Origin of the sequence: Corynebacterium sp. HMSC070H05 (assembly GCF_001837615.1) — a bacterium.
In the GTDB taxonomy this organism is placed as follows: domain Bacteria; phylum Actinomycetota; class Actinomycetes; order Mycobacteriales; family Mycobacteriaceae; genus Corynebacterium; species Corynebacterium coyleae.
The window spans coordinates 1-222 of sequence record NZ_KV833283.1 but is presented as its reverse complement, the minus strand read 5'-3'; the positions used below and the strand labels follow the sequence as shown (position 1 = coordinate 222).

At 53.6% G+C, this 222-nt stretch carries 1 rRNA gene; it reads right to left on the bottom strand.

From position 1 onward, the window contains the following. Positions 1–182 (bottom strand): 16S ribosomal RNA (locus tag HMPREF2617_RS01905); the annotation flags it as partial. Between the last annotated feature and the right edge of the window lie 40 nt (positions 183–222).

Below are 222 nucleotides of genomic sequence, written 5' to 3'. Positions count from 1 at the left end.
GTCCTATCCGGTATTAGACCCAGTTTCCCAGGCTTATCCCGAAGTGCGGGGCAGATCACCCACGTGTTACTCACCCGTTCGCCACTCGAGTACCAGTGCAAGCACTGGCCTTTCCGTTCGACTTGCATGTGTTAAGCACGCCGCCAGCGTTCATCCTGAGCCAGGATCAAACTCTCCACAAAAAATGTTTCAGCAGAAACAGGCCGTGAAAAGCCCAATACC